Annotated in this window: 24 protein-coding genes and 4 tRNA genes; all 28 read left to right on the plus strand. The window is 49.1% G+C overall.

The features are described from left to right. Positions 1-13 precede the first annotated feature (13 nt). The 28 genes from FH871_RS19435 to rpoB all read left to right on the plus strand — a co-directional run bounded on the left by FH871_RS19435 (position 14) and on the right by rpoB (position 22381). The gene (locus FH871_RS19435) at positions 14-622 is read left to right on the plus strand and encodes a cytochrome c (protein WP_114406435.1); all 609 of its coding nucleotides are present in this window, start codon (positions 14-16) and stop codon (positions 620-622) included. A 36-nt stretch (positions 623-658) separates the two neighbouring features. Next, complete coding sequence (locus FH871_RS19440; protein ID WP_138993057.1) at positions 659-1990, plus strand: quinol:cytochrome C oxidoreductase; 1332 nt, start codon at positions 659-661, stop codon at positions 1988-1990. Between the two features lie 42 nt (positions 1991-2032). Beyond that, positions 2033-3157 (plus strand): cytochrome c oxidase subunit II, encoded by a 1125-nt coding sequence (coxB, locus tag FH871_RS19445; protein WP_138993058.1) that lies wholly within the window; start codon positions 2033-2035, stop codon positions 3155-3157. 35 nt (positions 3158-3192) lie between these two features. After that, the gene (locus tag FH871_RS19450) at positions 3193-5076 is read left to right on the plus strand and encodes a cbb3-type cytochrome c oxidase subunit I (RefSeq protein ID WP_138993059.1); all 1884 of its coding nucleotides are present in this window, start codon (positions 3193-3195) and stop codon (positions 5074-5076) included. Next, positions 5051-6073, plus strand: a complete 1023-nt coding sequence (locus FH871_RS19455) for a heme A synthase (RefSeq protein WP_138993060.1) — start codon at positions 5051-5053, stop codon at positions 6071-6073. Before FH871_RS19450 ends, FH871_RS19455 begins: the two co-directional genes overlap by 26 nt. 1 nt (position 6074) lies before the next feature. Then, positions 6075-6962, plus strand: a complete 888-nt coding sequence (gene cyoE / locus FH871_RS19460; protein ID WP_138993061.1) for a heme o synthase — start codon at positions 6075-6077, stop codon at positions 6960-6962. Between the two features lie 6 nt (positions 6963-6968). After that, a complete protein-coding gene (locus FH871_RS19465; protein WP_138993062.1) occupies positions 6969-7559 on the plus strand; it encodes a cytochrome c oxidase subunit 3 in 591 nt (196 codons plus the stop codon). A 17-nt stretch (positions 7560-7576) separates the two neighbouring features. Beyond that, on the plus strand, positions 7577-8353 hold the full coding sequence (locus tag FH871_RS19470; RefSeq protein WP_114406428.1) for a cytochrome c oxidase subunit 3: 777 nt from the start codon (positions 7577-7579) through the stop codon (positions 8351-8353). Between the two features lie 18 nt (positions 8354-8371). Further along, positions 8372-8701 carry a cytochrome C oxidase subunit IV family protein gene (locus FH871_RS19475; protein WP_138993063.1) on the plus strand — a complete coding sequence of 110 codons (330 nt, stop codon included), beginning with the start codon at positions 8372-8374 and terminating at the stop codon, positions 8699-8701. A gap of 1 nt (position 8702) precedes the next feature. Beyond that, positions 8703-9392 (plus strand): SCO family protein, encoded by a 690-nt coding sequence (locus FH871_RS19480; RefSeq protein WP_138993064.1) that lies wholly within the window; start codon positions 8703-8705, stop codon positions 9390-9392. A gap of 13 nt (positions 9393-9405) precedes the next feature. Continuing rightward, entirely contained in the window at positions 9406-9948 is a 543-nt protein-coding gene (locus tag FH871_RS19485; RefSeq protein WP_138993065.1) for a DUF420 domain-containing protein, read from the plus strand. Between the two features lie 11 nt (positions 9949-9959). After that, complete coding sequence (locus FH871_RS19490) at positions 9960-10244, plus strand: hypothetical protein (RefSeq protein ID WP_138993066.1); 285 nt, start codon at positions 9960-9962, stop codon at positions 10242-10244. A 52-nt stretch (positions 10245-10296) separates the two neighbouring features. Beyond that, the gene (locus FH871_RS19495; RefSeq protein WP_255516937.1) at positions 10297-10578 is read left to right on the plus strand and encodes a DUF983 domain-containing protein; all 282 of its coding nucleotides are present in this window, start codon (positions 10297-10299) and stop codon (positions 10576-10578) included. A gap of 114 nt (positions 10579-10692) precedes the next feature. Then, positions 10693-11280: an RNA polymerase sigma factor gene (locus tag FH871_RS19500; protein WP_138993068.1), complete on the plus strand. Its 588-nt coding sequence runs from the start codon at positions 10693-10695 to the stop codon at positions 11278-11280. Next, the gene (locus FH871_RS19505; protein ID WP_138993069.1) at positions 11261-12103 is read left to right on the plus strand and encodes a hypothetical protein; all 843 of its coding nucleotides are present in this window, start codon (positions 11261-11263) and stop codon (positions 12101-12103) included. The genes FH871_RS19500 and FH871_RS19505 overlap by 20 nt, the downstream gene beginning before the upstream one ends. Before the next feature lie 4 nt (positions 12104-12107). Further along, positions 12108-13124 carry an outer membrane beta-barrel protein gene (locus FH871_RS19510; RefSeq protein ID WP_229317400.1) on the plus strand — a complete coding sequence of 339 codons (1017 nt, stop codon included), beginning with the start codon at positions 12108-12110 and terminating at the stop codon, positions 13122-13124. Between the two features lie 187 nt (positions 13125-13311). After that, positions 13312-13397: transfer RNA gene (locus tag FH871_RS19515), tRNA-Tyr, on the plus strand. A gap of 82 nt (positions 13398-13479) precedes the next feature. After that, a tRNA-Gly gene (locus tag FH871_RS19520) sits at positions 13480-13555 on the plus strand. An 85-nt stretch (positions 13556-13640) separates the two neighbouring features. Continuing rightward, positions 13641-13712, plus strand: a tRNA-Thr gene (locus FH871_RS19525). A gap of 59 nt (positions 13713-13771) precedes the next feature. Next, complete coding sequence (tuf, locus tag FH871_RS19530) at positions 13772-14959, plus strand: elongation factor Tu (protein WP_114406419.1); 1188 nt, start codon at positions 13772-13774, stop codon at positions 14957-14959. A gap of 176 nt (positions 14960-15135) precedes the next feature. Beyond that, a tRNA-Trp gene (locus FH871_RS19535) sits at positions 15136-15209 on the plus strand. A 12-nt stretch (positions 15210-15221) separates the two neighbouring features. Further along, positions 15222-15413, plus strand: coding sequence for a preprotein translocase subunit SecE (secE, locus tag FH871_RS19540; RefSeq protein WP_114406418.1), 192 nt, complete (start codon positions 15222-15224; stop codon positions 15411-15413). A 78-nt stretch (positions 15414-15491) separates the two neighbouring features. Next, complete coding sequence (gene nusG / locus FH871_RS19545) at positions 15492-16049, plus strand: transcription termination/antitermination protein NusG (protein WP_138993071.1); 558 nt, start codon at positions 15492-15494, stop codon at positions 16047-16049. An 85-nt stretch (positions 16050-16134) separates the two neighbouring features. After that, complete coding sequence (gene rplK / locus FH871_RS19550) at positions 16135-16578, plus strand: 50S ribosomal protein L11 (RefSeq protein WP_114406416.1); 444 nt, start codon at positions 16135-16137, stop codon at positions 16576-16578. 27 nt (positions 16579-16605) lie between these two features. After that, a complete protein-coding gene (rplA, locus tag FH871_RS19555) occupies positions 16606-17304 on the plus strand; it encodes a 50S ribosomal protein L1 (protein ID WP_114406415.1) in 699 nt (232 codons plus the stop codon). Position 17305: 1 nt separating this feature from the next. After that, a complete protein-coding gene (rplJ, locus tag FH871_RS19560) occupies positions 17306-17842 on the plus strand; it encodes a 50S ribosomal protein L10 (RefSeq protein WP_114406414.1) in 537 nt (178 codons plus the stop codon). 94 nt (positions 17843-17936) lie between these two features. Further along, the gene (rplL, locus tag FH871_RS19565) at positions 17937-18317 is read left to right on the plus strand and encodes a 50S ribosomal protein L7/L12 (RefSeq protein ID WP_114406413.1); all 381 of its coding nucleotides are present in this window, start codon (positions 17937-17939) and stop codon (positions 18315-18317) included. 200 nt (positions 18318-18517) lie between these two features. Beyond that, entirely contained in the window at positions 18518-22381 is a 3864-nt protein-coding gene (gene rpoB / locus FH871_RS19570; protein WP_138993072.1) for a DNA-directed RNA polymerase subunit beta, read from the plus strand. The last annotated feature ends 293 nt before the right edge of the window (positions 22382-22674 follow it).

The following is a 22674-nucleotide window of genomic DNA, read 5'->3' on the forward strand; positions in this document are numbered from 1 at the left end:
CGACTGACGACACATGAAGTTTACGCGACTAAACCGCTCTCTTCTGGTGATGGCAGCCGCCATGCTAACGATAACCGCCTGCAAGCGGGGTCACGACAATCCGGGCAGCCAATTTGCCCCCAACATGTACGAACCGGTCGGTTATGAGCCATACAAGCAAGTAGATGGGTTCAAAACTCCTTATAGTAAAACTGGTACGGCTTTGTGGCTGCCCGTAAAAGGAACCGTATCCCGGCGTAATTACAATACGGCGTTTGGGGATGGTGACAGTACGACGAGCGACCTGATGATTTATAACATTCCTGCCGATAGCATCGAGATTGCCGAACGGACGCTGGTTAACCCCATTCCGCTGAACGAGAAGACGCTGGCCGAAGGGAAAGAATATTACACCCGTTTCTGCCAGCATTGCCACGGTGAAGCCGGCAAAGGCGATGGTCTGGTGGCTGCCCAATACAAAGGAGTTCCGAATTATGCCTCCATGTCGGGTATGAAAGAAGGACACATCTTTCACGTGATTACCCACGGTAGAAACCGGATGTGGCCGCACGGTTCTCAGATAACACCCGAAGACCGCTGGAAAATCGTGCATTATGTCCAGAAATTACAAAATGGGGGTTAAGTTGTACATAGAAGACTCATTATAGTTTACAAAGGAATGGCTCATACACATTCAATCCCGTCTCTTGACGAACAATTTGAATTTACAGCCGAAAGCAAACGCCGGTTAACCATCGGAATCATTGCTGGGGTTGTACTGGTTGGCATTGGTGCCTATCTGGCGGCAAAAGGGGGTGGCGGACACGAACACGTCGAAGCGGCTCACGGTGCTGCCGGACACGCTGCACATGGTGAAGCTGCCCATGCTGCGGCCGGCGGACATCATGAATACAAGTGGACAACCCGTTTGTGGGCTAACGTCTGGGTAAACAGTGTTTATTTCACCGGAGCAGCCGTGATTGGGATGTTTTTTATCGCTTATAACTACCTGGCGCAAGCGGGCTGGTCGGCGGTTTTTAAACGCATTCCTGAAGCCTTACCGGCCTTTTTGCCGATTACGGGTGTTATCATGCTGATTACTTTCTTTGTCGCCGGCCACGATCTGTTTCACTGGACGCACGAAGGACTGTATGAAGTAGGCGGACCGGAGTACGATCCGATCATTGCCGGGAAAAAAGGCTTTCTCAATACGCCATTTTTTGTAGGCCGCATGATCTTTTACTTTGTGGCCTGGTATGCATTGTGGCGGATTGTCCGTAAGTTCTCTCTGGACGAAGATCTGGAAGGCGGAACGGAGTATTACGAAAAAAGCATTAAATATTCGACCGCTTTCCTGGTTGTTTTTGCGGTTACGTCATCGACCTCAGCCTGGGATTTGATCATGTCCATCGATACGCACTGGTTCAGTACGATGTTCGGTTGGTATACCCTGGCAAGCTGGCACGTAACGGGTCTGGCTATCATCACCCTGGTGGTCGTCAGTCTGCGTGAAAAAGGCTATCTCAAGGCCGTTAACGAAAGCCATTTGCACGATTTGGGTAAGTTCATGTTTGCCTTCAGTATCTTCTGGGCCTACGTCTGGTTTGCCCAATTCATGCTAATTTATTACGCCAACTTACCGGAGGAAACCATTTATTACCGGGAACGGTTTAGTGGGTATGGCGGTATCTATAAGGCCCCGTTTTTCATCAATATCTTCCTTTGTTTTGTCTTTCCATTCCTGGTATTAATGACACGGGATGCCAAGCGGACGCCTATCATTTTGAAAGTTGCTTGCTGGGGGATTCTTGTTGGTCACTATTTTGACTTCTACACGAATATTATGCCCGGAACGGTGGGAGAGCATGGCGGATTTGGGCCAATCGAGTTCGGAATGATCCTGATTTTTGCCTGTGCCTTCATATGGTCGGTATCTGCACAGTTGGCGAAAGCAAACCTGATTCCCAAAAATCACCCGATGCTGGAAGAATCTTTGCACCACGATATTTAAGAATCGGTACCTTTTCGTATTCAAATTCATTCACAGATTGCTATGGTTTACCTTGTAGGACTGTTGTCGTTAGTATTTCTTGTACTGGCTATTCTGGTACTGACGCGATTGACCTCTGTTTTAAAAGGCGTCAATGGTGATACCCCAACCCAGGAAAGCGAAGGTGCAAGTGTAAGCAACCGGGTTAACGGGTTTCTATTTCTTATCTTTTTTGTTGTGGGGGCAGCCGCAGCCGCCTGGTCGTTTATTCACGCTTCACAGTTTTTTCTGCCCGAAGCGTCTTCCCCACACGGTCGGCATACGGATAACCTGTTCTGGTTAACGATGTCGGTGATCACCATCGCTTTCGTGGTGACCAATGCACTGTTGTTTTATTTTGCCTTTAAATACCAGTACCGGAAAAATCATAAGGCTACCTATTATCCCGAAAACCACAAACTGGAGTTGATCTGGACGGTTATTCCAGCCGTAGTGATGGCTTTACTGGTATTTACCGGCTGGCGCGCCTGGCGGGACATTACCAAAGAAGCTCCGGAAAACGCGCTGGCTATCGAAATCGTTGGGAAGCAGTTTAACTGGGAAATGCGGTATCCGGGTGTCGACAACGATAAGTTGGGTAACTACAATTACAAACTCATCGATGCCGCCAACAGCCTGGGAATCGACCTGGAAGATGAATCTTCGTTCGACGACGTAACGGTATCCAACGAAATGCACATTCCGGTCAATCGCCCGGTTTTGCTGAAAATTCGTGCCAAAGACGTACTGCACAGCGTTTTTATTCCGCACATGCGGGTGAAAATGGATGCCGTTCCGGGGATGCCGACGCGCTTCTGGTTCGTTGCGGATAAAACCACCGAGCAGATGCGGAACGAAACAGGCAATCAGAATTTCAAATATGAAATTGCCTGTACGGAAGTTTGCGGTCAGGGACACTTCTCGATGAGAACCACCCTGATCGTTGAAGACGAAGATTCCTATAACAAGTGGATGGCTGAACAGAAACCGTGGTTGACCAAAAACCCGGAATATCTGGCTCGTGTTCCGGAGAAACTGAAAGCGAAGGCCGCCAAATACGCACCGGCTGATGCGGCAGCACCAGCCGACAGCACCGCAGCACCCGTTGAAGAGGGAGTGGGGGCAACAACCAGTGCATCGTTGCGATAACCAATTAACCTAAAGATTCTATAAAACCATACACTATGGCAACCGTTGAAACGAACGCAGCATCATCGGCGGTTCATGTTGAAGAACATGACCACCACGAAGAGCTAAGTTTCCTGAGGAAATATGTGTTCTCGGAAGACCACAAAACGATTGCAAAACAATACATGTTTTCGGGCATTTTCTGGGCGATCATTGGCGCATCGCTTTCCGTTTTGTTCCGGTTGCAATTGGGATTTCCGAACATGACGCTGGAGTGGCTTCGGCCCATTCTGGGTGGCTGGATCGACGAATCCGGTAAGCTTGATAAAGAATTTTATCTGGCCTTGGTGACTATGCACGGCACCATCATGGTGTTCTTCGTACTGACCGCCGGGTTGAGTGGTACCTTCAGTAATTTCCTGATTCCGTTGCAGGTAGGCGCCCGTGACATGGCATCCGGCTTCCTGAACATGCTTTCCTACTGGTTTTTCTTCCTGTCCAGCGTTCTGATGTTCTCGTCGCTGTTCATCGAAACAGGACCGGCATCCGGTGGCTGGGTAATCTATCCCCCTCTGAGTGCCTTGCCGCAGGCCATGTCCGGTTCCGGTTTGGGTATGACGCTCTGGTTGATGAGTATGGCGATCTTCATCGTCTCGCAATTGTTGGGCGGGATCAACTACATCACCACGGTGATTAACCTGCGGACCCGCGGGATGTCGTTCAGCAAAATGCCGCTGACCATCTGGGCATTCTTGTTGACGGCAATTCTGGGTTTGATATCTTTCCCGGTATTGCTATCGGCAGCTTTGCTGTTGATCTTCGACCGGAGTATGGGAACCAGCTTTTACCTGTCTGAAATTTACATTGGCGGAGAAGCGCTGCCAAACATTGGTGGCAGCCCGATTCTGTTCCAGCACCTGTTCTGGTTCCTGGGTCACCCCGAAGTATACATCGTACTGCTTCCGGCATTGGGGATTACCTCCGAAATTATCGCTACCAATGCCCGTAAACCGATCTTCGGCTACCGGGCCATGATTGCCTCCATGATCGGGATTGCCTTCCTGGCGTTTATCGTATGGGCTCACCACATGTTCGTAACCGGGATGAATCCTTTCCTGGGATCGATCTTCATGTTCCTGACGCTGATCATTGCGGTTCCATCGGCAGTAAAAGCGTTCAACTACATCACGACGCTGTGGCGTGGTAACATCGTCTTTACCCCGGCCATGTTGTTTTCCATTGGTCTGGTATCTTTCTTTATCTCGGGCGGTTTGACCGGTATTATTCTGGGAAACAGTGCCCTCGATATTCAATTACACGATACCTATTTCGTTGTCGCGCACTTTCACCTGGTAATGGGAGCTGCTTCGGCCTTTGGGTTCCTGGCGGGTGTTTACCACTGGTTCCCGAAATTCTTCGGCCGGATGATGAACCCAACTTTGGGTCATATCCACTTCTGGCTTACGTTTGTCGGGATTTATCTGGTGTTCTTCCCGTTACACTACATCGGTATTGCCGGTTTCCCGCGTCGGTATTATTCATTCACTACCTATGAAGCCTTCCGGACGTTCGGCGATCTGAACATGTTTGTGAGTATCGCGGCCATTTTCACCTTTACGGCACAGTTTATTTTCCTCTGGAACTTCTTCTACAGCATTTTCAAAGGGAAGAAAGCCGCACTCAATCCGTGGAATTCGAACACCCTGGAATGGACCACCCCGCTGCATCCGGGACATGGCAACTGGCCGGGCGAAATCCCACCGGTTTACCGCTGGCCTTATGACTACAGCAAACCGGGTGCAACCAGCGATTTCATCCCGCAGAATGTACCCTACTCTCAAACGCCGGAATCGAATTTGCCGCACGAAAATGCGCTGATCGCCCTGGAGAAAGAGATTGAGGCACAGAACTACAATGACCAGTTCAAGCAGCCTCACTAATCAACGTGAGCACCTGTTCCGGCGCCTGGCCCTTCTGACCGTCATCACCATTTACCTGCTCATTTTGGCGGGTGGGATTGTCAGAAGTACTGGCTCTGGAATGGGTTGTCCAGATTGGCCCCGGTGCTTCGGGCGATGGGTTCCCCCCACCGATGTATCACAACTCCCCCTTAACTATCAGGAAATCTACGGAGCCAAACTGAAAGGAGAAGTGGAGTTTAATCCGGTCAAAACCTGGATCGAGTACGTCAACCGCTTGCTGGGTGCCTTTGCCGGTTTGCTGGTTTTTGCCCTGCTTCTGGTTTCGATTCCTTACCTGAAGAACGATAAACGTGTTTTTTACTGGAGCCTCGTCTCGTTCGTGCTGATTGGTCTGAACGGCTGGCTGGGTTCCCGCGTCGTTGCGACGGAATTGGCTCCGTATCTGGTAACCTTACACATGTTGCTGGCCATCCTGGTGGTGTTTGCCCTGCTCTATGTTATGGCCATATCCTATACCGGTCGAGTCAACGTTGAACCGGTTAACCGAAACAAACGGGTAGTCAATCAGATTTTGCTCTGGGCTATGGTTCTTTCTGTCGTTCAGGTGTTAATCGGAACTCAGGTGCGCGAATCCATCGACGAAGTTATTCAGCGACTGGGATATAGTGAGCGGTATCGGTGGATTGACAACCTGGATTTTCGTTTTTACATTCACCGGTCTTTTTCGTTGGTCATACTGGTTTTTCATCTGGCGGTTATTTACCAGTTGCGCAAACACACAACCACCAAAGGACTGCTTTCCCAACTGATTACGGCTTTGATGGCCATGGTTGTCGTTGAGATTCTGACGGGCATCATACTGGCTTATTTCGCAGTTCCGGCAGCGGCTCAGCCCATTCACCTTACGTTGGCCATTGTGATACTGGGTTTGCAGTTTATTGCGCTTCTGGTATTGAACGCCGACCAACTATTAAAAAATCGGGCTGTTCAACAGCCTATTTATTCAAAACTATAGAATGCAACAAACCAAAACCATTGGTATCAGTGCGTTTGCATTAAAAGGAAAAGCGTACTTCGATTTGCTGAAATTTCGGTTGTCAGCTTTTGTCGCTTTATCCGGCATGTTTGGCTACAGCCTTGCCGTCACCCGGATCGAGTGGCTAAAGCTGGGCCTGTTATTTGTTGCTTCGCTGGCAATGACCGGGTCGGCAAATATCATCAACCAGATTATTGAAAAAGAATACGATAAACTGATGAAACGGACGGCGGGTCGGCCATTGCCAACCGGTCGATTAACGGTTCAGGAAGCTGCTATTTTCGCATTTGTCCTTTTCGTCGTTGCCTGCTACCTGTTCATCGTCGTTTTTAACCTCCGGGCGTGTGCGCTCTCAGTACTCTCTTTGCTGCTATACGGGTTTGTTTACACGCCCTTGAAGCGGGTTGGCCCGATTGCTGTTTTTGTGGGTGCTTTGCCGGGCGCATTTCCGCCCATGATTGGCTGGGTTGCGGCCACGAACCATTACGGACTGGAACCCGGTATTTTGTTTGCTATCCAGTTTTTCTGGCAGTTTCCACATTTCTGGGCCATTGCCTGGGTGGCCGATAACGATTATAAAAAAGCCGGTTTTAAATTGCTGCCTTCAACGGGGGGCAAAGACGAAAAAACGGCCTTGCAGATCATGATTTATACCCTGTTTCTGTTGCCGGTTGGCTGGTTGCCTTACGAACTGGGTATGACGGGGATTAACTCGGCAATTGTTGCGATGGTTTGTGGAATTCTATTTCTGACTCAGACGTTTTACTTAATGAGAAAACGGACGGACAAGGCGGCTTTACAGATTATGTTCGGATCATTTCTGTATTTGCCGATTGTTCAAATTGCCTTCTTGTTAGACAAATTGTAACAAACTATGAGCGAACTAGTTAAGACTTTGACCGTGGCGGAAGAACCCGAAGAAACCTTATCGATGAACCCTAAAAAGTTCATCGTCTGGATGTTCGTGGTCAGTATTGTGATGTTGTTTGCGGCTATGACGAGTGCCTATCTGGTTCGTCGGGCAGAAGGAAACTGGCTGGAATTCGAAATGCCGGCTATTTTTATGTACAGCACAGTGGTGTTGCTTATCAGCAGCGTTTCCATGCATTGGGCGTACCGGGCCGCAAAAAAAGATGATTTTGGAACCCTGAGAACAGCAATTTCTATTACTTTTGCGTTCGGGCTGGCATTTTTGGTGATGCAGTTCATAGGTTGGAAAGATCTGGTAGCTCAAAACGTGTATTTTGTCGGCAATCCATCCGGCTCGTTCATGTATGTTTTCACCGGACTTCACGCGTTTCACCTGGTTAGCGGTTTGATCGTGCTTCTCTATGCGCTGCGTGCTTCTTTTCAGTTGAAGATTCACGCTAAAAATCTGACCCAGCTTGAAGTTTGTATGACCTACTGGCATTTTTTAGATATCTTGTGGGTCTATCTGTTTGGTTTTTTATTGTATTTTAATTGATTCAATTTCCGTAAAGCATGGCTGCTACTGCAACAACCGAAGCACCGGTGTTCGATAAGAAAACCTGGATGGGCGGTGTAGAACCGATGAAAGTGAGCTACGGTAAGCTCATGATGTGGTTCTTCCTGATTTCCGATACCTTCACCTTTTCTGCCTTGCTGGTAACCTACGGGTTAATCCGCTTCAGTTTTCAGGCATACGATCCGGCCATCCACGGAGAGTTTCATTTCTCGAACCTCTACTGGCCCATTCCGGAGAAGGTATACGAAGCTGTACCGTTTCTCCACGGCATCGAGTTGCCCCTGGTTTTTGTCGGTATCATGACCTTCATTCTCATTTTCTCATCGGTTACGATGGTATTGGCGGTAGAAGCGGGTCACCGGATGGACAAAGCGGCTGTAGAAAAGTACATGCTTTGGACTATTTTGGGTGGCTTGACTTTCCTGGGTAGCCAGGCATGGGAATGGGCTCACTTTATTCACGGAACCGACGAAGGAACGGTTATCCGGGAGATTGTAAACGGGCAGTGGGTCGAACGCACCATTTTCGGGGCTAACCTCACCGAGAATCAATACGGCCCGCCGGCTTTTGCGGATCTGTTCTTTTTCATCACCGGTTTCCACGGAACCCACGTATTGAGTGGCGTCGTACTGAATATCCTGATCTTCTACCGTACGGCATTCGGCTTGTATCAGCGTCGTGGACACTACGAAATGGTTGAGAAAGTAGGTCTGTACTGGCACTTTGTCGACCTGGTTTGGGTATTTGTCTTTACCTTCTTTTACCTGGTATAAAAATTCTGAGATACAATCATGGCAGATCATAGCTCACATCACCACAATACGGAACCCGGTGTTATTGCCGAACCGCAAACCAAGGCCATCTGGAAAACCTTCATTATCCTGTCGGTCCTAACGGCTTTTGAATTCCTGATCGCTTTTACGTTACACGCCGGTTTTCTGAAAACGTCGATTTTCGTTCTGATGACCATCGTAAAGGCTTTCTATATTGTCGGTGAATTTATGCACTTAAAACACGAAGTTAAATCACTGATCTGGGCAATCATTTTGCCTTGTATTTTTGTGGTTTGGCTGTTGCTTGCCCTGTTAATGGAGGGTGGCTTCATCTTCGTGGCACGATAAAATGGCGCGTCTTGTAAAGGCCGGAATCCTCCTGTTCTTGTTGGTGGTTCCGGCTTTTGTTTTTATATTCCTCAAAGTATTCGGACACAATCAGTTTGCCCTCCAGACTTTTTTTCCGGTAATCGATGCCAAAACCGGCCAGATTGAACCCCGACCCGCCGATAAATCGGGTTGGGGGAAAGAAGCACGGGATACGGTTTTCTATACCCTACCACCGATTGTTGGGACTTTGCCTGATCAAAAGCCGTTCGCTACATCAGCCTTACAAGGCAAAGTCTACGTTGCTTCGTTTTTTGGTCTGACGTGTGACAGCACCTGTACGAAGGTCGCCAGTCAGCTCAATCGGGTGCAGGACATCTTTTCCCAGAAACCGGACGTTAGGCTGGTGTCATTTGTCGACAATGATTCGGTGGCTCAGCAGGTCATGACTTCGAATGACGTAGAGCCTGAAAAATGGCTCATCGCTAAACCCGATACGCTGGAAACGACCTTCCTGGGCGAACAATATTACCGGATTAAACAGCGCCCTATGACGGGCCGGAAAAACGAAACTTTTACGCTGTACGAGGGGTTGGTATTAGTAGACCACGAAGGCCACATCCGGGGTTTCTACAACGGAACAGATAAAGCGGATGTAGATCGGTTGGTTCTGGAAATCAGAGTGCTACAAGATATTTATTCCAATCAATAGGCTCCTGCATCGTATGGTAACCTTGCAAATTGAACAAAGCAAAAAATACAGTCGCCTGATCAACATCCTGGCGATTGTGATTCCGGTAGTGGTGGCAGTTCTATTAGGAATTCGCCAAAAAGTAGATCTGGGCAATTGGACTACTTACTTGCCGCATATCAATGCCGTCATTAATTCAGCCACAGCAGTTTTGTTGCTGGTGGGCTTTTATTTCATCAAACAGAAAAACATCACAGCCCACCGGGTAACCATGCTGTCCGCTTTTACGCTGGGCTTTCTTTTTCTGCTGAGTTATGTCTTATACCACCTGTCGAATGAGTCAACTCCTTTCGGTGGAGAAGGCTGGATTCGGCCGGTTTATTACTTTCTGCTGATTAGCCACATTAGTTTGTCCATCGTGGTGGTGTGGTTTGTGCTTCGGGCGGTTTATTTTGCGCTGAGCGGGCAGATTACCAAGCACAAGGCCGTAGTGAAGTGGGCATTTCCCATCTGGTTGTATGTCAGTATCACCGGCGTTGTCGTTTATGTACTGATTGCTCCTTATTACAATCATTAATCCATTGGGCTATGAAAACCTTGAAAAGCTTTTTGGCACTTGGCATACTGTATATGCTGACCCTCACCAACACCTTTGCCCAATGTGCGATGTGTCGGGGAACGGTGGAAAGCACGATGAGCAACGGTCGTAATCAGGTTGCAGTGGGCTTGAATACCGGTATTCTCTATTTGTTGGTAACGCCATATCTGTTGGTAGCAATCATCATCTTTCTTTGGATAAGAACCAGCAAAAAAGAACATGGCAAACGTCTCGCAATTGCAAGCCGTGTCCGGGGGGCTATGTCCCAGGTGTAGACAGGGCAAGGTTTTCCAATACCCGGTTTACAACCTCCGGCGGTTTGATGAAATGTATGAGCATTGTCCGCACTGCGGTTTGCGGTACGAAATCGAACCCGGTTATTTTTGGGGGGCCATGTTTGTCAGTTATGTTTTGTCGGCCGGTGTTGCCCTTCTACTCGGCTTTTTGATTTTCTACGGACTAAACGACCCGGGCGGCTGGACTTACGTGCTGATCATTTGTCCGGCACTGGTTCTGATCACCCCCATCAACTTCCGGATTTCACGAATCGTCTGGCTTCATTTTGTATCGGGGATCTATTACGAACCCGGCAAAACGTCGGAATTTTAAACTTCCTCAAGCCCGGTCTGCCGACCGGGCTTCTTTTTTGAATAATTTCAACCCACCGTGCAACCTCGACCCACCCGGTTTGCATCTTGTGCCTGAAAACGATTCTTAACCGGCATGATTCGACGATTACTCGGCTATTCAACGGAAATGCAGCTCATAACGGCACTGCAACGGGCGGACAGCCGGGCGCAGAAGGCGTTGTTTGAGCGGTATTCGTCGAAAATGCTGGCGATCTGCGTCCGCTACGTCTCCAACCGCTACGAAGCCGAGGAGATTCTGATGGACGGTTTTATGCGGGTTTTTGAAAAAATCGGGCAGTATAAAAGTGAAGGCAGTTTTGAAGGCTGGATTCGGCGGATCATGGTGAATGAGTCCCTGATGTATCTGCGGAAGAACAAACAATGGCGGGCCGAAATTGCGCTGGAAGATGTCGCACCGGAAGCCGACACCACGTTTGCCGATCAGGATTTGATGGCCGAAGATCTGATGAATCTGCTCGAACAGTTGCCAGCAGGCTACAAAACGGTATTCAATCTCTACGCCATCGAAGGATACAGCCACGCCGAAATAGCCGAATCATTGGGAATCACAGAAAGTACCTCCAAATCGCAACTGCACCGCGCACGGGCTCTCCTGCAACGGTTGCTGACGCAGTTGGACGTAAAAAAAAAATCAATAAGTTATGAGCCAGCATCCTATTGACGATCTGTTTTCCAGCCAGTTAAGGGACCACAGGGTAAAACCGGAACGGGCTTCGTGGGAAGAACTACAACGCCGAATGAACGCGAAGGAAGAACGCAAATCGCCATTTGTCTGGTGGTATGCGTCAGCCGCCAGCGTAGCCGTACTGCTGTTGGTGTCGTGGTGGTTGTGGTCGGGCGATGAAACCGTCAAAACTGGTCCGGCAACCAACCGAATAGCGAAGCAGACGCCGAAAAAAGCCGCACCGGGCCAGCAACCTTCACCATCAAAAACCGACCTGGCATCAGCGATGGACGAAGTGGAAAAACCAGTCATCGCGTTTGAAAAACCGGCGGTCCGCCGAAACAACAGTCCGAACGAAGACAGCCGTCCGGTTGAAAAACCGGCTCCAAGTATCGCTGAGGAACTGGTAGTCAATGAAAAACCGCCCCTTTCAATTCCGCAGGAAGAGGTTCGGAAACCGGAAGTGTTGCTTGCGGCCGAAGAAGCTCCCAAGCAGGCCGAGCGAACATTGGTGGTTCAGATGGCGGCTCCAGAAATCAAACCAACGGCTCTGGTTGTGTCAACGGAACCCGGAAATGCTGATTTTACGGGGCGTAACGAGGATCAGCCGAAGAAAAAACGCTTTCGTTTGGGCCGGGTGCTGCGCCAGTTCAACAAGATAAAATCCGGTGAGCCCGTCGAATGGGAAGAGGTGGGCGTTCAGCCGGGGGCGTTGCTGGCCCGGGCGTCGGAGCGGGTTCAGGAAGGCAAAGAGAAAATTTCCAGTTCGTATGAGAACCTGCGCTACAATGCATTCAAGAAAAATCCAAACAACAAATAGAACCATGAAATCCGTATTCACCACCCTCCTGATGCTGTTCGGTAGCCTGGCGTGGGCCGCTCCCGAAAGTCTGAAAGCCGATTCGCTGGTCATTTTATTCGGCAACAAAACCCGGCTGGTTATCCACTCCAACGACAAAGAAGGAATCCGGCAGTTGTCCAATTACGACATCAATAAAATTATCCGTGACATGGGCATGAAGCTCGATTCTGCCAAAGCGGGGGAGACGTTCATTGTGATCGACGAAAACCGGGTGCAGCGGTATTTGCAGGATACGGTTTTGATTGTAACCCAGCGGGATGGCGAAGTGAGCGTAACGATCAAAGAATCGGACGATCGGCGTTATGAGCGTTCGGATAGCGACTCGGACTGGTCGAGCCGGAACCACAACCGTCGTCGGAAAAAAGACAATTGGGACATCGGAGCCGAGGGGGGCGGTATTGGGCTGAACAGCCTGGTTGAGAAGAGCGCCAACCCGAATTATCCCGCAGAAAGTTACCGACTACGGCCGTTAGGTTCCCGCTACATCAGCCTGGCGCTGAGCCAGATGCCGACCATTGCCCGGAGCCAGCACGTAGGTTTCAAACTCTATTACGGAATAGAAGTATCGTGGAATAACTACATGTTTGAAAACGATGTCATTGCCCAAAAAGGGGCTGATGGGATTGTTTTTTCGGATGCCGGGCGGGATTTAAAAAAAAGTAAGCTGACGGTTTGTTCCGTGAATCTGCCGGTGGTGCCACGGCTCAGTTTTTACAACAGCAGTGGCCGTAAGATGGGCCATCTGGGTTTCGGTGGATACGTAGGGTACCGGGTCGATAGCTATACGAAAATCAAAGAGCAGGATAACAACAAAGAGCGGCAACACTCGAACTTTTACCTGAATGATTTTCGCTACGGTCTTATTGCCCACATCGGCATTGCCCGTACGAACTTCTTTATCAAGTACGATCTGAATCCAATGTTCCAGGACAACAAAGGGCCAAACGTTCGGGCGTTGAGTTTCGGAATCGGTTTATAAGAATTTCTGAGGGGTAAAAACCGTCGTTGGCGCAGGCCAGTGGCGGTTTTTGTTTGTTACTAAATTGGTTCAGCTAAATTTATTTTAAGCGAATAGTTGACTTAGCAAAAAAAGCATGTAATTTTGCAACTCCGTTGGCAGAAGTGCTGGTTGAGTGACATCAAAAAGTGCTTTTTAAGGACTGAAAGGGGAGTTTCCAGAGTGGCCAAATGGATCAGACTGTAAATCTGCTGGCGTACGCCTTCGGAGGTTCGAATCCTCCACTCCCCACCAAGTAAAAGTGAAGTTAGTTTATAGTTTTGAGTTTATCGTTTCCGGTTGAAACGGCGAGCACTAAAATTAAAAACGAAAAAAAGCGGGAGTAGCTCATTTGGTAGAGCGGTAGCCTTCCAAGCTTCAGGTGGCCGGTTCGAGCCCGGTCTCCCGCTCCAGATAATGAATAGTGTATAATGAACATGACGAGTCAATCATTTTCATTCTGCATTATTCATTTTTCTTAGTTTTGCGTATACAAAAGCCGTTGTAGCTCAGTGGTAGAGCACTTCCTTGGTAAGGAAGAGGTCAGGGGTTCAAATCCCCTCAACGGCTCAGAAACGGCAAATTTCAATCAATTAAAAATAACCAGTTCAATTTAAGCTTTTCCAACAATGGCTAAAGAAAATTTTGACCGTTCCAAGCCGCACGTCAATATTGGTACGATTGGTCACGTTGACCACGGTAAAACAACCCTGACCGCTGCCATCACGAAAGTGTTGTCAGAAAAAGGTTTGGCCGAAAAACGCGACTTCTCGTCCATCGACAACGCACCGGAAGAAAGAGAGCGTGGTATTACGATCAATACCTCGCACGTAGAATATTCGACGGCAAACCGTCACTATGCACACGTTGACTGCCCAGGCCACGCTGACTATGTGAAAAACATGGTTACGGGTGCTGCTCAGATGGACGGTGCCATTCTTGTTGTGGCTGCTACCGACGGCCCAATGCCCCAGACCCGCGAGCACATCCTGCTGGCTCGTCAGGTAGGTGTACCTCAGTTGGTTGTTTTCATGAACAAAGTGGATATGGTCGACGATCCGGAACTTCTGGAACTCGTTGAAATGGAAATCCGCGAACTGCTGAGCTTCTACGAATACGACGGTGACAACATTCCGGTGATCCAGGGTTCTGCTTTGGGTGGTCTGAATGGCGACGCCAAATGGGTTGCTACCATCGAAGATCTGATGTCTAACGTTGACAGCTACATTCCGCTGCCTCCACGTCAGACCGAACTTCCGTTCCTGATGCCGGTGGAAGACGTGTTCTCCATCACGGGTCGTGGTACGGTTGCTACAGGTCGGATCGAACGCGGAATTATCAACTCTGGCGAGCAGGTTGAGATTCTGGGTATGGGTGCCGAAAACATGAAATCAGTTGTTACGGGTGTTGAAATGTTCCGGAAAATTCTGGACCGTGGCGAAGCCGGTGACAACGTAGGTTTGCTGTTGCGTGGTATTGAAAAAACCGATATCCGCCGTGGTATGGTTATTTGCAAGCCAGGCTCCGTAAAACCACACGCTAAATTTAAAGCGGAGGTTTACGTTCTGTCGAAAGAAGAAGGTGGTCGTCACACGCCATTCTTTAACAAATACCGTCCACAGTTCTACTTCCGTACCACGGACGTAACCGGTGAGATCTCTCTGCCTGCAAACGTTGAGATGGTTATGCCCGGTGATAACATCACGATTGAAGTGGTTCTGATCAACAAAATCGCCATGGAGAAAGGTCTTCGTTTCGCTATTCGCGAAGGTGGCCGGACGGTTGGTGCAGGTCAGGTAACGGAAATCCTCGACTAATACAAGGCTATTGAAACAAGTGCATTTCTTTCGGGGAATGCACTTGTTTTTTCTGAATATTTAGTAACTTTGCAGTCCGTTTCGGCGGGCAAACCGGAACAAAGAGAAAAGAGCTAAGATAAAAGGCCTGATTCGCATCTTTTGTCTTACTTCTTTTCTCTTTCTTCTAACTAAACACGGGTGTAGTTCAAGGGTAGAATAGCGGTCTCCAAAACCGTTGATGGGAGTTCGAATCTCTCCACCCGTGCCAATCACATCACAGATGGACAAGGTTACCTCATTTCTGAAAGACTCCCTGGAGGAGGTTCAGCACAATGTTACATGGCCAAAGTTTGGCGATTTGCAAGCCAGCTCAACATTGGTCTTGATTGCATCGCTGATTTTTGCACTGCTGGTAGGAGGCATCGATTTCTTGTTTGAAAACGCGCTGAATCTTTTTTATCAGTCGTTTTGATGCCAGGTCATAATTGTCTCTGTGTGATTCGGAGTTGGTAATCATTCAGCAACAATTACAATTCGTAACGAATTCACGATGGAAAGCGGAATCAAATGGTATGTCGTCCGGGCCATTTCTGGCCAGGAAAAGAAAGTCAAGTCTTATCTGGAAAATGAGATTGCCAGACAAGGGTTGGGTGACTTTGTTCCTCAGATTCTGATTCCGTCTGAAAAAGTATACGAAATGCGGAACGGAAAAAAGCGGGTTCGTGAGAAAACGTTCTTTCCGGGCTATATTTTAATTTCAGCCGATCTCTCCAACGGTGAAGTTTCCCACTTGATTACCAGCATGCCTGGTGTTCTGGGTTTTCTGGGAAACGCCAACGGTCCGACCAAAATACCGGTTCCGTTGCGGCAGGCTGAGGTAAACCGTATTTTAGGGAAAGTCGATGAGGTGACTCAGGAAGTAACGACACCTACGGTATCGTTTATTAAAGGAGAGTCGGTAAAAGTGGTTGATGGCCCGTTCAGCGGCTTCATCGGAACCGTCGAAGAAGTGTTCGACGAACGGAAGAAACTGAATGTGGTAGTCAAAATTTTCGGTAGAAATACCCCTGTAGAGCTGAGTTACGCACAAGTAGAAAAGGAAAATTAACTGGCTATGCCCGAGACCATGCCGTCGTATGCTTCCCACTGGACGGACAGTCATTCGCAGGGCTTAGCGTAACAAACCAGAAGCAATGGCAAAAGAAGTAGTTGGCTACGTGAAATTGCAGGTGAAGGGTGGTGCTGCCAATCCCTCTCCTCCGATCGGACCAGCGTTGGGTTCCAAGGGTTTGAACATCATGGAATTCTGCAAGCAGTTCAACGGACGGACGCAGGATAAGGCAGGCATGGTCCTTCCAGTACTGATCACGTACTACAAAGACAAATCGTTTGAATTTGTCATCAAAACACCGCCTGCACCCATCCTGTTGATGGAGGCTGCCAAAGTAAAAACCGCTTCGGCTCAGCCGAACCGGAACAAAGTTGGCTCAGTAACCTGGGATCAAGTTCGGCAGATTGCTGAAACGAAAATGCCGGATCTGAACGCCTTTACCATCGAATCAGCGATGAAGATGATTGCCGGTACCGCCCGGAGTATGGGCATCACGGTATCGGGGAAAGCTCCCTGGGACAATTAATTTCAGCAGTCAAATTCAGAGAAGATAATGGGAAAATTGACTAAAAAACAAAAGGATGCTCTGAGCAAATACGAAGTTGCGAAAGAGTACTCATTGGCGCAGGCTGCCGAGATTTTAAAGACAATCTCGTATACGAAGTTTGACGCTTCGGTGGACATCGACGTTCGTTTGGGCGTTGACCCCCGGAAAGCAGATCAAATGGTACGGGGTGTGGCTACACTGCCCCACGGTACGGGTAAAACCGTTCGTGTGCTGGTATTGTGCACACCGGATAAAGAAGCTGAAGCGAAAGAAGCGGGTGCTGATTTCGTTGGGCTGGACGAGTATATTACCAAAATCGAACAAGGCTGGACGGACGTTGACGTAATCATCACGATGCCGAACGTCATGGCTAAAGTTGGTAAACTGGGCCGGGTTCTGGGACCGCGCGGATTGATGCCAAACCCGAAATCGGGCACGGTGACGCCGGAAGTAGGCAAGGCGGTTCGTGAAGTGAAAGCCGGTAAAATCGACTTCAAAGTCGATAAATTCGGAATCATTCACGCCGGTATTGGTAAAGTGTCGTTCGACCCGGACAAACTGGCCGAAAACGCACAGGAAATTATTGCAACCCTGCTGCGCCTGAAGCCTTCGTCCTCAAAAGGTACGTATGTAAGAACGATTCATTTGTCAAGCACGATGAGTCCGAGTGTAGTAATTGATAAAACGACGGTATCAGGACTGTAACATGACACGGGAAGAAAAAGGAGCGATTATTGAGGAACTGAGCGAGAAGTTCAAGACGGTTCCCTACTTCTATATCACCGATGCCAGTGGCATGTCGGTTGCCGAAGTAAACAAACTGCGTCGGATGTGTTTCGACCAGGGTATCGAATACCGGGTTATCAAAAACACACTGATCCGGAAAGCACTGGAAACGCTGGAAACCGATTATGCTTCCTTCGATGAGGCTGTATTAACGGGATTCTCCGGCGTAATGTTCCACGCAGAATCGGGTAAAGTTCCAGCCAAGCTGATCAAACAATACCGCAAAGAAGCCGGTAATGATAAGCTGAAACTGAAAGGGGCATCGGTGGATTACAGCCTGTTTATTGGTCACGACCAACTGGAGACGCTGTTGACGCTGAAGACCAAGAACGAACTCATCGGCGACGTTATCGCCTTGCTGCAATCACCTGCCAAGAATGTTATTTCTGGTCTGCAGAGTGGTGGCAACAAACTGGCCGGTATCCTCAAAACACTGTCGGAGCGGGAAGCCGCCTGACGCAATACAATGCTCACGGACTAACGGCTAATCGCCCCGGTCCCTGGGTACAGTTTTAAATCAATTTTGTAACAATCTAATCAAGAATACGAAAATGGCAGATTTGAAAGCGTTCGCGGAGCAGCTTGTCAACCTGACGGTAAAAGAAGTTAACGAACTGGCTGCTATTCTGAAAGACGAATACGGCATCGAACCAGCAGCAGCAGCACCAGTAATGGTAGCCGGTGGTGGTGGCGGTGAAGAAGTGGCGGCCGCTCCTGAGAAAACGTCTTTTGACGTGATCCTGAAAGCAGCAGGCGCCAGCAAACTGGCCGTTGTGAAATTGGTGAAAGACCTGACCGGTCTGGGCCTGAAAGAAGCCAAGGAATTGGTTGATACAGCTCCAAAACCAGTAAAAGAAGGTGTTGCGAAAGACGAAGCCGAAGCGCTGCGCAAGCAACTGGAAGAAGCCGGAGCAGAAGTTGAAGTGAAATAACCCTGCTTGGGGCATCACATTCTCCCCCGGGAATAGGCCTGGCATCTGTCAGGTCTTTTCCTGTTTGGGGAGTTTTGCGCTGTACACACGGGAAAGCAAACTATTTTCCTGTATATTACGTTGTCCGTTTACGCCCTTTTGTATACCAAAAGTAAGCGGACGAGTCAATCTCGATCACTATAACTAAACGCAACGAAGTCTTGGCTACGAAAACAACCACGCGTATAAGCTTTGCGAAAATCAAACCAGTGATCGAATATCCGGATTTTTTGGATGTTCAGATACAATCTTTCCAAGATTTTTTTCAGTTAGACACCCCTTCTGATAATCGTTCGAAAGAAGGTTTGTTTAAAGTTTTTCAAGAAAATTTTCCGATTTCTGACTCCCGCGAAAATTTCGTGCTGGAGTTTATCGATTATTCGGTGGATCCCCCGAAATATTCGGTCGATGAGTGTATCGACCGGGGTCTGACGTATTCGGTGCCTTTGAAAGCCAAGTTAAGGCTTTCCTGTAACGATGCGGATAACGAAGACTTCGAGACCATTGAGCAGGAAGTATTTTTAGGAAATATTCCGTACATGACCGCGAAAGGTTCGTTTGTCATCAACGGGGCCGAGCGGGTAATTGTTTCTCAATTGCACCGTTCACCGGGCGTGTTCTTCTCCATGAGCAAGCACACCAACGGAACGAAATTGTATTCAGCACGGATCATTCCGTTCAAAGGATCGTGGATTGAATTCTCGACCGACGTCAACAATGTTATGTATGCTTATATCGACCGGAAAAAGAAATTTCCGGTAACGACGTTGCTGCGTGCCATTGGCTTTGGTTCAGATAAGGAAATCCTGGATTTGTTCGGATTGTCTGAAGAGATACCGGCAACACCGGCAAACCTGAAAAAAGTAGTAGGCCGTCGGCTAGCTGCACGGGTTTTGCGGACGTGGACGGAAGATTTTGTGGATGAAGATACGGGAGAAGTGGTGTCAATCAGCCGGAATGAGGTATTGATGGAGCGTGATTCGGTTATTGCGGCCGATCACATCGACACCATTACCGATTCAGGACAGAAGTCGATCATCCTGCACAAGGAGGATATGAACGTCGCTGATTACAACATCATCTACAACACCCTGCAGAAAGATAGCTCCAACTCGGAGAAAGAAGCGGTTGAGCAAATCTACCGTCAACTTCGGAACACCGAGGCTCCGGATGAGCAAACCGCCCGTGAAATCATCCAGAGTTTGTTCTTCTCGGACAAACGCTATGACTTAGGCGATGTTGGCCGCTACCGGATCAATAAAAAACTGGGTCTGGACGTAGCGCCCGATACGAAGGTCTTGACGACGGAAGATATCGTTTCCATCGTGAAATACCTGATCGGTCTGATCAACTCCAAAGCCGTTGTCGATGATATTGACCACCTGAGCAACCGGCGCGTCCGGACGGTCGGTGAGCAATTGTATGCCCAATTTGGCGTCGGTCTGGCGCGGATGGCACGGACGATCAAGGAACGGATGAATGTTCGGGATAACGAAGATTTCAAACCGGTCGATTTGATCAACGCCCGGACCTTGTCCTCGGTCATCAACTCGTTCTTTGGTACGAACCAGTTGTCGCAGTTCATGGACCAGACGAACCCGCTGGCCGAAGTAACGCACAAGCGTCGGATGTCGGCACTCGGACCCGGTGGACTGTCGCGCGAGCGGGCCGGTTTTGAAGTACGTGACGTTCACTACACGCACTACGGTCGTCTGTGTACGATTGAAACGCCGGAAGGACCGAACATCGGTTTGATCTCGTCGCTTTGCGTCTACGCAAAGGTGAACAGCATGGGCTTTATCGAAACGCCTTACCGCATTATTGACAGCGGTAAAGTCGTGCCCGATATCCCGGTGAAATACCTGACTGCCGAAGAAGAAGATACGCATTATATCGCCCAGGCGAATACGCAGGTCGATCCGAAAGGGGTGCTGACGGGAGACCGGATCAAGTCACGTTTTGAAGGTGACTTCCCCATCTCGGAACCGTCGAGCATTACCTATATGGATATTGCGCCGAACCAGATTGTTTCGGTGGCTGCTTCGATGATTCCGTTCCTGGAACACGATGATGCCAACCGGGCCTTGATGGGATCGAACATGCAACGGCAGGCCGTTCCGCTGCTCCGCCCGCAGGCTCCGATCGTCGGAACCGGTCTGGAAGGACGCGTCGCGATTGATTCCCGCGCTTTGGTTATTGCCGAAGAAAACGGCGTGATCGAGTTCGTGGATTCGACCAAAATTGTGGTTCGCTACGATTTGGCCGACGATCAGCGGTTGATCAGCTTTGACGACGATCTGAAGACCTACAACCTGATTAAATTCCGCCGGACGAACCAGGATACCTGCATCAACCTGCGGCCGATGGTTCTGAAAGGTCAGAAAGTGAAAAAAGGCGAACCGCTTTGCGAAGGATACGCAACTGAAGGTGGTGAGCTGGCGCTGGGCCGGAACATGAAGGTGGCCTTCATGCCCTGGCAGGGTTACAACTTTGAGGATGCGATTGTGATTTCGGAGCGCGTTGTTCGCGAAGACATCTTTACGTCGATCCACATTGAAGAGTTCGAACTGGAAGTACGTGATACCAAACGTGGTGAAGAGGAACTGACGGCTGAAATTCCGAACGTTTCGGAAGAAACTGTGAAGAACCTCGACGAAAACGGGATTGTTCGCGTCGGTACGGAAGTGAAGGAAGGCGATATTCTGATTGGTAAAATTACACCAAAAGGAGAAAGCGATCCGACGCCGGAAGAAAAACTGCTCCGGGCCATTTTTGGTGACAAAGCCGGTGACGTGAAGGATGCTTCCAAAAAAGCACCGCCGTCGCTGAAAGGTGTCGTCATTGATACGAAGCTATTCTCGCGTCCGAACAAAGACGAACGCTCGAAACACAAGGATGAGATCAAGGCGTTGATGAAACGGTATAGCCGGGAGTTGATCGGTGTGCGCGAGCGCATGATCAACAAGATGTCGACGTTGCTGGAAGGGAAGACTTCGCAGGGAATCAACCACAAATTCGGCGATAACATCACGAGCAAGGGCGTTAAGTTTACCCGGAAGAACATCACGGATAACCTGTTCCCGGACAAAAACCCGTATCGTGACGAAAGCAGCTATTCCGTTCCGGAAGAAGTAAACCTGCTGGGTGACCTGTTGATCGAAGGATGGACAGATGATCCGCATACGAACAAGTTGCTGACCCAGATGGTTAAAAATTACAATAACCGTCGGAACGAAATCACCGGACGCTTCAAGCGCGAACGCTTTACGCTCGAAGTGGGTGACGAACTGCCGGCCGGTATTGTGAAGCTGGCGAAAGTTTATGTTGCCAAGAAGCGCAAGCTGAAAGTGGGTGACAAGATGGCCGGTCGTCACGGGAACAAAGGGGTTGTAGCCCGGATCGTTCGGGATGAAGACATGCCGTTCCTGGCTGACGGATCGCCGGTCGACATCGTTCTGAACCCCCTGGGTGTACCTTCCCGGATGAACCTGGGTCAGATATACGAAACCGTACTCGGTTGGGCCGGTTTGAAATTGGGTCGCAAATACGCTACGCCCATTTTCGACGGAGCAACGGAAGATCAGGTAGTTTCGGAACTGAATGATGCCGGGCTGCCTTCGTTTGGCCGTACGTATCTCCACGACGGGTTGTCGGGCGAACGTTTCGATCAGAAGGTTACCGTGGGTGTTATTTACATGCTGAAACTGGGTCACTTAGTGGATGATAAAATGCACGCCCGTTCGATTGGGCCGTACTCACTCATTACGCAACAGCCATTGGGTGGTAAGGCACAGTTTGGAGGTCAGCGGTTTGGTGAAATGGAGGTTTGGGCGCTCGAAGCATTCGGGGCATCGCACATTCTCCAGGAAATCCTGACCGTCAAATCCGATGATGTCGTGGGCCGGGCTAAAGCATACGAAGCAATCGTGAAAGGCGAAAATCTGCCGAAACCGAATATTCCGGAATCGTTCAACGTGTTGGTACACGAGCTGCGCGGTCTGGCCCTTGAGGTGACGATGGATTAATAAAAATGGTTTACCGGTCGGTTCAATCGAATCGACCGGTAGGACCAATTGGCTGAACGGATTTTTCGGTGTGACACCAAAACTCATAAATTCCTGAAAAAAACTACAAGTACACGGTTGAACATCCTCAATCTACGTGCTTGTTTTTTATGCATATGCGCTTTTACATTGCCAAAACCGGTTTTCTTTCTCTTCCTAAAAAGCGCAGGATGATTTACGATCGACTACATATCGAGTATACCATGTGCGGGCAATCACGCCGGTGAATGATAGTTGCGTAAAAATTGTTAAAT

The organism is Larkinella sp. C7 (genome assembly GCF_006149005.1).
Classification (GTDB): domain Bacteria; phylum Bacteroidota; class Bacteroidia; order Cytophagales; family Spirosomataceae; genus Larkinella.

Bases quoted from the DNA above. Each gene is read 5' to 3' on its own strand.
- FH871_RS19435 (WP_114406435.1), top strand. From the start codon at position 14: ATGAAGTTTACGCGACTAAACCGCTCTCTTCTGGTGATGGCAGCCGCC.
- FH871_RS19440 (WP_138993057.1), top strand. From the start codon at position 659: ATGGCTCATACACATTCAATCCCGTCTCTTGACGAACAATTTGAATTT.
- coxB (WP_138993058.1), top strand. From the start codon at position 2,033: ATGGTTTACCTTGTAGGACTGTTGTCGTTAGTATTTCTTGTACTGGCT.
- FH871_RS19450 (WP_138993059.1), top strand. From the start codon at position 3,193: ATGGCAACCGTTGAAACGAACGCAGCATCATCGGCGGTTCATGTTGAA.
- FH871_RS19455 (WP_138993060.1), top strand. From the start codon at position 5,051: ATGACCAGTTCAAGCAGCCTCACTAATCAACGTGAGCACCTGTTCCGG.
- cyoE (WP_138993061.1), top strand. From the start codon at position 6,075: ATGCAACAAACCAAAACCATTGGTATCAGTGCGTTTGCATTAAAAGGA.
- FH871_RS19465 (WP_138993062.1), top strand. From the start codon at position 6,969: ATGAGCGAACTAGTTAAGACTTTGACCGTGGCGGAAGAACCCGAAGAA.
- FH871_RS19470 (WP_114406428.1), top strand. From the start codon at position 7,577: ATGGCTGCTACTGCAACAACCGAAGCACCGGTGTTCGATAAGAAAACC.
- FH871_RS19475 (WP_138993063.1), top strand. From the start codon at position 8,372: ATGGCAGATCATAGCTCACATCACCACAATACGGAACCCGGTGTTATT.
- FH871_RS19480 (WP_138993064.1), top strand. From the start codon at position 8,703: ATGGCGCGTCTTGTAAAGGCCGGAATCCTCCTGTTCTTGTTGGTGGTT.
- FH871_RS19485 (WP_138993065.1), top strand. From the start codon at position 9,406: ATGGTAACCTTGCAAATTGAACAAAGCAAAAAATACAGTCGCCTGATC.
- FH871_RS19490 (WP_138993066.1), top strand. From the start codon at position 9,960: ATGAAAACCTTGAAAAGCTTTTTGGCACTTGGCATACTGTATATGCTG.
- FH871_RS19495 (WP_255516937.1), top strand. From the start codon at position 10,297: ATGTATGAGCATTGTCCGCACTGCGGTTTGCGGTACGAAATCGAACCC.
- FH871_RS19500 (WP_138993068.1), top strand. From the start codon at position 10,693: ATGATTCGACGATTACTCGGCTATTCAACGGAAATGCAGCTCATAACG.
- FH871_RS19505 (WP_138993069.1), top strand. From the start codon at position 11,261: ATGAGCCAGCATCCTATTGACGATCTGTTTTCCAGCCAGTTAAGGGAC.
- FH871_RS19510 (WP_229317400.1), top strand. From the start codon at position 12,108: ATGAAATCCGTATTCACCACCCTCCTGATGCTGTTCGGTAGCCTGGCG.
- tuf (WP_114406419.1), top strand. From the start codon at position 13,772: ATGGCTAAAGAAAATTTTGACCGTTCCAAGCCGCACGTCAATATTGGT.
- secE (WP_114406418.1), top strand. From the start codon at position 15,222: ATGGACAAGGTTACCTCATTTCTGAAAGACTCCCTGGAGGAGGTTCAG.
- nusG (WP_138993071.1), top strand. From the start codon at position 15,492: ATGGAAAGCGGAATCAAATGGTATGTCGTCCGGGCCATTTCTGGCCAG.
- rplK (WP_114406416.1), top strand. From the start codon at position 16,135: ATGGCAAAAGAAGTAGTTGGCTACGTGAAATTGCAGGTGAAGGGTGGT.
- rplA (WP_114406415.1), top strand. From the start codon at position 16,606: ATGGGAAAATTGACTAAAAAACAAAAGGATGCTCTGAGCAAATACGAA.
- rplJ (WP_114406414.1), top strand. From the start codon at position 17,306: ATGACACGGGAAGAAAAAGGAGCGATTATTGAGGAACTGAGCGAGAAG.
- rplL (WP_114406413.1), top strand. From the start codon at position 17,937: ATGGCAGATTTGAAAGCGTTCGCGGAGCAGCTTGTCAACCTGACGGTA.